We start from the raw sequence: 6,946 nt of genomic DNA, 5'->3' as shown, positions 1-6,946 counted from the left end.
GCCATCAGCACGGTGTCGATCGCCCGGGTGCAGGAACTGGTGCGTGACGAGCGGCCCGGCGCGGTGCCGCTGCTCAAGGTGATGACCGACCGGCCGCGCTACATCAACCTGGTGGTGCTCCTGCGGATCATCTGCGAAATCACCGCCACCGTACTGCTTGTGGTCTTCCTCTACGACAACTTCGGCCTGAAGTGGGGACTGGCCGGCGCGGCGGCCATCATGGTGGTGGTCAGCTTCGTCGTCATTGGCGTGGGCCCGCGCACCCTCGGTCGGCAGAACGCATATTCCATCGCATTGGTGACGGCCCTTCCGCTGCAAGCGATCTCGTGGTTGTTGATGCCCATCAGCCGACTGCTGGTGGTGTTGGGTAACGCGCTCACCCCGGGCCGGGGTTTGCGCAACGGGCCGTTCGCCTCCGAGATCGAACTGCGCGAAGTCGTCGACCTGGCTCAACAGCGCGGCATCGTCGCCGCCGACGAACGCAAGATGATCGAGTCGGTCTTCGAACTCGGCGACACCCCGGCCCGCGAGGTGATGGTGCCGCGCACCGAAATGATCTGGATCGAAAGTGACAAGTCGGCCGGTCAGGCGATCAACCTCGCGGTGCGCAGCGGCCATTCCCGCATCCCGGTGATCGGCGAGAACGTCGACGACATCGTTGGGGTTATCTACCTCAAAGACCTTGTTCAGCAAGCTCTTTTGGCGGCCGACGGCGGCCGGGGCACGTCCGTGGCGGAGGTGATGCGGCCGGCGGTCTTCGTGCCGGATTCCAAGCCGCTCGACACGCTGCTGCGCGAAATGCAGCGCGACCGCAACCACATGGCACTGCTGGTCGACGAATACGGCGCGATAGCCGGGCTGGTCAGCATCGAAGACGTCCTGGAGGAGATCGTCGGAGAGATTGCCGACGAGTACGACGTCGCCGAGACGGCACCGGTAGAAGACCTGGGCGACAAGCGTTTCCGGGTTTCGGCGCGCCTGCCGATCGAAGATGTCGGCGAGCTGTACGGCGTGGAGTTCGACGACGATCTCGACGTCGATACGGTGGGCGGCCTGTTGGCGCTGGAACTGGGCCGGGTCCCGCTGCCCGGCGCCGAGGTGATATCGCACGGACTGCGGCTGCGCGCCGAGGGCGGCTCCGACCAACGTGGCCGGGTGCGGATCGGCACAGTCCTGCTGAGCCCGGTCGAGACCAACGGTTCCGAGGGCACGGCCGACGCGTGAGGACACCGAACGTGCCCTCACCGCGAGGATGTGCACTGTGCGCACGGTGGGCGAAGGCAACATGAGCGAATTCCGTTCCGGCTTCGTCTGTTTGGTGGGTCGGCCGAACACCGGCAAGTCCACGCTGACAAACGCATTGGTGGGCACAAAAGTGGCGATCACGTCGATGCGGCCGCAGACCACCCGGCACACCATCCGGGGCATCGTGCACCGCAAGGATTTTCAGATCATCCTGGTCGACACCCCGGGCCTGCACCGGCCGCGCACGCTGCTCGGCAAGCGGCTCAACAACCTGGTCCGCGACACCTACGCCGAAGTCGACATGATCGGCCTGTGCATTCCCGCCGACGAACCGATCGGTCCCGGCGACCGCTGGATCCTCAACGAAATACGTTCAACCGCACCGAAAACCACTCTGTTGATCATCCTCACCAAGATCGACAAGGTGCCCAACGACCGCGTGGCCGCCCAGCTGGTGGCCGTCAGCGAGCAGGTGCCCGACGCCACCGAGATCGTCCCGGTGTCCGCGGTCACCGGTGTGCAGGTCGAGGTGTTGATCGAGGTACTGGCGGCGGCATTGCCCGTCGGCCCCGCGTACTACCCCGACGGCGAGCTCACCGACGAACCCGAAGAAGTCCTGATGGCCGAGCTCATCCGCGAGGCAGCGCTCGAGGGGGTGCACGACGAACTGCCGCATTCGCTGGCGGTGGTCATCGACGAGGTCAACCCGCGCGAAGGGCGGGACGACCTGATCGACGTGCACGCGGTGCTCTACGTCGAGCGGGATAGCCAGAAGGGAATCATCATCGGCAAGGGCGGCAACCGATTACGTGAAGTTGGTACCGCCGCCCGCGCCCAGATCGAAAAGTTGTTGGGCACCAAGATCTATCTCGACCTGCGTGTCAAGGTTGCGAAGAACTGGCAGCGCGACCCCAAACAGCTTGGCCGACTGGGGTTTTAGTCCGACTCGGTGTTCCACCACACCTTGGGCTGTTTGGTGGCCCAGCCGCAGACCGCCTCCAACTCGGCGGCCAGCGAGATCAGCATGCCCTCACTGTTGGCTGGCCCCATCAGCTGCACACCGATCGGCAAGCCGTCGGAGGTGAAACCCGCCGGAACGTTGATGGACGGCCAGCCCAATACATTCCAGGGCCAGGTCACCGGGCAGGCACGGATCATCGTGCGGTCGGTGCCCAGGCCGCTCAACCGGTCGAAAGCGCGTGCCATCGGCGGCGGTTGCGCGGTGGTCGGCGCCAGCACCACGTCAACGATGTCGAAGATCGAGCCAACCCGGTGCTGGTCGAGCACCTCGTGGCGGCGTGCGCTGCGCAGGATCGCCTGGCCCAGCAGGTGACCGACGCGCAGGTTGGACAGGGTGCGGCGGTCCCAGTCGACGCCGTCGCCCAGCCGCTCCTCCCAGTCGCGCAGGCCCGCGGTCGACCGGGCGAGAAAGTCCCACGACAACCGCACGCCGTAGTCCGGATTGCCGGACACCACGGTGTGGCCGAGCAGCTTGAGTTGTTCGCCGACCTTGCGCGTCGCGGCCAAGATCTCGGGATGCAACTTGGACCGAAAGAACGTGTATGGGAACCGCGTGGACAGCGCGATATTCAGCGGGCCGGGCGCGATGCCGACGTAGTCGGACGCCGTCAACGGCGGCGGCTTGTGCCGATCGCCGGCGACGTTTCCGGACGCGGCGTCCAACACCAGAGCGGCGTCGGCCACCGTGCGGGCGAGCACGCCGTTGACGGTGATGCCGTTGAACGCCTCGGGCAACGGCCAGGTGGAGATGCGCCCGCGTTGCGGTTTGATGCCGACCAGATGTGTCCACGCTGCGGGGATGCGCACGCTGCCGGCCCCGTCGGAGCCGATGGCGGCGGTGACCAGGCCCGCGGCCACCGCGGCCGCGCTGCCGCCCGACGATCCGCCGGGTGTATGCCGGCGCGACCACGGGTTGCGGGTGTGCCCGAACGCGGGCCCGCTGGTGAACGGCCATTGGCCCAGTTCGCAGGTGTTGGTCTTGCCGACGATCACCGCCCCGGCCGCCTTCAGCCGGCGAACGACCTCCGCGTCCTGGGTGGCGGGCCGGACGTACCCCGCGGTGCCGAACGCGGTCGGCACTCCAGCAACGTCGACGTCGTCCTTGACGGCGATCGGGATGCCCAGCAAAGGCGCCGTGTCACCGGCCGCCCGGCGCCGGTCCGCCGCCGCCGCGCCGGCCAGTGCGGACTCGGCGAGCACCACCCGGAAGGCGTTCAGGGTGGATTGGCTGGCGTCGATGGCGCGCAGGGAACGGCGCACCAATACCTCGGAGGTCACCGAATGCGTGGCCAGCTGATAGAGCAAGTCGGTCAAGGTGGGCAGGCGCTGGCCCGATTCGGAAAGGGCCCCCGAATCGGACCCAGAAGCGCCAATCACGGGGTACGAGACTATCGGCGCGGATGCCCGCGATGTCGCGGTGGGGTGCCAAAATGTGAGGATGCGGCTGTATCGAGACCGGGCTGTTGTGCTGCGCCAGCACAAGCTCGGTGAAGCCGACCGGATCGTCACTTTGCTGACTCATGATCACGGGTTGGTCCGCGCGGTGGCCAAGGGGGTGCGCCGCACCCGTAGCAAATTCGGCGCGCGGCTGGAGCCCTTCGCGCACATCGACGCACAACTGCACCCTGGCCGCAACCTCGACATCGTCACCCAGGTCGTTTCGATCGATGCGTTCGCCACCGACATCGTCAGCGACTACGGCCGGTACACCTGTGGGTGCGCGATGCTGGAAACGGCCGAACGCCTCGCCGGCGAGGAGCGGGCGCCCGCCCCGGCCCTGCACCGGCTCACGGTGGGTGCGCTGCGGGCGGTGGCCGACGGGCGCCGGCCCCGAGACTTGTTGCTGGACGCCTACCTGTTGCGGGCCATGGGCATCGCCGGATGGGCGCCCGCGTTGACCGAGTGCGCTCGCTGCGCCGCACCCGGTCCGCATCGCGCGTTTCACATTGCCGCCGGGGGCAGCGTCTGCGCGCACTGCCGTCCGGCCGGCTCGACCACACCGCCGCAGGGCGTGTTGGATCTGATGTCCGCGCTGCACGACGGCGATTGGGCGGCTGCCGAGGCCACCCCGCAGTCGCACCGCGGCTACGTCAGCGGGTTGGTGGCCGCCCACCTGCAATGGCATCTGGAGCGGCAGCTCAAAACGTTGCCGTTGGTGGAACGGACCTATCAGGTCGATCGCACCGTAGCCGAGCGGCGCGCAGCCCGGGTCGGGCCAGACCTCGGGGAGGACACGGCCTGTGGCTAGCAACGCCCGGAAGCTGAAGTCCACCGAATTCCCGCAACTGCCACCGGCGCCCGACGACTACCCGACCTTTCCCGACAAGTCGACCTGGCCCGTCGTGTTCCCACCGCTGCCGCCATCTCCCGGCGGTGGTCCGAGTCGCCCGCCGCAGCATCCGTCCAAAGCGGCCGCGCCACGGATCCCGGCCGACCGGCTGCCCGGTCATGTCGCCATCGTGATGGACGGCAACGGCCGGTGGGCCACCCAACGCGGGCTACGCCGCACCGACGGGCATCAGGCGGGCGAGGCGGTGGTGATCGACGTCGTTTGCGGCGCAATCGAACTCGGAATCAAGTGGCTGAGCCTGTACGCCTTTTCCACCGAAAACTGGAAGCGTTCACCGGAGGAGGTGCGCTTCCTGATGGGCTTCAACCGCGACGTGGTACGGATGCGGCGCGTGAACCTCAACACGCTCGGGGTCCGCATCCGGTGGGTGGGCTCGCGGCCGCGGCTGTGGCGCAGCGTCATCAACGAATTGGCCATCGCCGAGCAGATGACCAAGCACAACGACGTCATCACGGTCAACTACTGCGTCAACTATGGTGGCCGCACCGAAATAGCCGAAGCCGCAAGGGATATCGCTCGCTTGGTAGAGGCGGGCAAGCTCAACCCGGACCGAATCTCCGAGGCGACGATCGCCCATCACCTGCAACGGCCCGACATCCCGGACGTGGATCTCTTGCTGCGCACGTCGGGGGAACATCGCTCGAGCAATTTCATGTTGTGGCAGGCGGCGTATGCCGAATACGTCTTTCAGGACACGTTGTGGCCCGACTACGACCGCCGCGACCTGTGGGCGGCGTGCGAGGAATACGCTTCTCGCACTCGACGATTCGGGGGGCACTGATGTCACTGCAGGAGCGGCTGGCGCCGATACTCCGCGACGTATTGCCCCTCGACGAGGAACCCGACGGCGGAGTGACGGTGCGCCACGACGGGACTTTTGCGTCGCTGCGGGTGGTCAACATCGCCGAAGACCTCGACCTGGTGTCGCTGACTCAGGTCCTGGCCTGGGACCTACCGCTGACCAAGAAGGTCGGTGACCTGGTGGCCAAGCACGCGCACGACACGAACTTCGGCGCGGTGATCCTGACCGAGAAGGCCGCCGCGAAGCGCGGGCAGCGCAAGACGGCGGACGTGATGCTGCGCTACAACTTTCCGGGCGCGGGCCTGACCGACGACGCACTGCGCACGCTGATCCTGCTGGTGCTGGACACCGGCGCCCAGATCCGCCGCGCGCTCCTCTAAGACCCGCAGTCGGCGCAGGTACCGAAGATCTCGATGGTGTGGCTGACGTCGGAGAACCCGTGCCGGGTGGCCACTTCGGCCGCCCAGGCCTCGACCTCATGATCGCCCACTTCGATTGTCGAACCGCAGTGTCGGCACACCAGATGGTGATGGTGGTGTTCGGAGCACCTGCGATAGACCGATTCGCCGGTGTCGGTGCGCAGCGTATCGACCATTCCCGCCGCGGCCATCGATTGCAGCGTCCGGTACACGGTCGTCAGGCCGATGTTCTCGCCCTGACGGCGCAACTCGTCGTGCAGCTCCTGGGCCGAGCGGAACTCGTCCAGCGTCTCCAGCAGTGTCGAAATCGCCGCCCGTTGCCGGGTGGACCGCACGCTCGCGCCGGGGCCGGTCAATGGGCGTCCTCTCCGGCGTGGGCAACCGCGTCGACGACGATGTGCGCCAGGTGATGATCGGCGAGCCGGTACAGCACTTCCCGGCCGGAGCGCTCCCCGGCCACCACGCCGGCACCTTTGAGGATCTTCAGATGCTGGCTGACCAGCGGTTGGGGCACGCCCAAGGCATCGACCAGTTCGTGCACGCAGCGCTGCGATTCGCGCAATTGCAGCACGATGGCGATCCGCACGGGCGCGGCCAGCGCGCGCAGCAGTTCGCCGGCGGCCTCGAGGATCTCGCGGGGTGGTGGCGTCGGGAATGCGGTGTGTTCGCCGAACCCCCCACCGCCGTGCTCGTGAGCACCGACGTCCTCATGATGACCAATCGAGCCCACAACCTCATCGAGGGACGAGTCGTCGGCGCGCGCAGACGGGGACGTCACCATGGCGGAGTCATCACCTCGAGAGTGCCGATCGGGGAAGGGGCGGTGTCGCTGGTTTCCACTGTCACATGCATGATGATGCATGTCAAAGACCCGCGCGCGGATGGCTACCATGACTGAGGTTTTGCGCCGCGGTTCACGCCGCACGCGCCGGCCCAATCCTGGTGAAGGGAGTGCACTACCTCGTGGCGTCCGTCATCGACACCGTAGTCAACCTGGCCAAACGGCGCGGCTTCGTCTTCCCGTCGGGCGAGATCTACGGCGGCACAAAGTCGGCCTGGGACTACGGCCCGCTTGGTGTTGAGCTCAAAGAGAACATCAAACGGCAATGG

At 67.0% G+C, this 6,946-nt stretch carries 8 protein-coding genes and 1 pseudogene; 6 read left to right on the top strand and 3 right to left on the bottom strand.

The features are described from left to right. Both JO236_RS18785 and era read left to right on the top strand, forming a co-directional pair. On the top strand, positions 1 to 1,224 hold a 1,224-nt coding region (locus JO236_RS18785), incomplete at its 5' end, for a hemolysin family protein (RefSeq protein ID WP_293333834.1). A gap of 61 nt (positions 1,225 to 1,285) precedes the next feature. Continuing rightward, positions 1,286 to 2,185 (top strand): GTPase Era, encoded by a 900-nt coding sequence (gene era / locus JO236_RS18780; protein WP_293333840.1) that lies wholly within the window; start codon positions 1,286 to 1,288, stop codon positions 2,183 to 2,185. Here the strand turns inward: era and JO236_RS18775 are convergent. Beyond that, positions 2,182 to 3,642, bottom strand: coding sequence for an amidase (locus JO236_RS18775; protein WP_293333831.1), 1,461 nt, complete (start codon positions 3,640 to 3,642; stop codon positions 2,182 to 2,184). The two genes, era and JO236_RS18775, sit on opposite strands and share 4 nt — an antisense overlap. A 61-nt stretch (positions 3,643 to 3,703) precedes the next feature. Here JO236_RS18775 and recO point away from each other — a divergent pair, with 61 nt between their 5' ends. Genes recO through JO236_RS18760 form a run of 3 tightly spaced genes read left to right on the top strand, consistent with a single transcriptional unit; the run spans position 3,704 to position 5,797 of the window. After that, positions 3,704 to 4,513: a DNA repair protein RecO gene (gene recO / locus JO236_RS18770; protein ID WP_293333828.1), complete on the top strand. Its 810-nt coding sequence runs from the start codon at positions 3,704 to 3,706 to the stop codon at positions 4,511 to 4,513. After that, a complete protein-coding gene (locus JO236_RS18765) occupies positions 4,506 to 5,396 on the top strand; it encodes a decaprenyl diphosphate synthase (protein WP_293333825.1) in 891 nt (296 codons plus the stop codon). The genes recO and JO236_RS18765 overlap by 8 nt, the downstream gene beginning before the upstream one ends. Beyond that, entirely contained in the window at positions 5,393 to 5,797 is a 405-nt protein-coding gene (locus JO236_RS18760) for a hypothetical protein (RefSeq protein ID WP_293333837.1), read from the top strand. The genes JO236_RS18765 and JO236_RS18760 overlap by 4 nt, the downstream gene beginning before the upstream one ends. Here JO236_RS18760 and JO236_RS18755 read toward each other — a convergent pair. Together JO236_RS18755 and JO236_RS18750 are read right to left on the bottom strand one after the other, a co-directional pair. Next, the gene (locus JO236_RS18755) at positions 5,794 to 6,192 is read right to left on the bottom strand and encodes a Fur family transcriptional regulator (RefSeq protein WP_293333822.1); all 399 of its coding nucleotides are present in this window, start codon (positions 6,190 to 6,192) and stop codon (positions 5,794 to 5,796) included. The two genes, JO236_RS18760 and JO236_RS18755, sit on opposite strands and share 4 nt — an antisense overlap. After that, positions 6,189 to 6,617 carry an ArsR/SmtB family transcription factor gene (locus JO236_RS18750; RefSeq protein ID WP_293333819.1) on the bottom strand — a complete coding sequence of 143 codons (429 nt, stop codon included), beginning with the start codon at positions 6,615 to 6,617 and terminating at the stop codon, positions 6,189 to 6,191. Before JO236_RS18750 ends, JO236_RS18755 begins: the two co-directional genes overlap by 4 nt. A 170-nt stretch (positions 6,618 to 6,787) precedes the next feature. On the opposite strand from JO236_RS18750, the pseudogene JO236_RS18745 reads away from it, so the two are divergent. After that, positions 6,788 to 6,946: pseudogene (locus JO236_RS18745) on the top strand (glycine--tRNA ligase); the annotation flags it as partial.

The sequence above is a fragment of the Mycobacterium sp. genome, assembly GCF_019247635.1.
GTDB lineage: Bacteria > Actinomycetota > Actinomycetes > Mycobacteriales > Mycobacteriaceae > Mycobacterium.
This window is presented reverse-complemented; position numbering and strand designations above follow the sequence as displayed.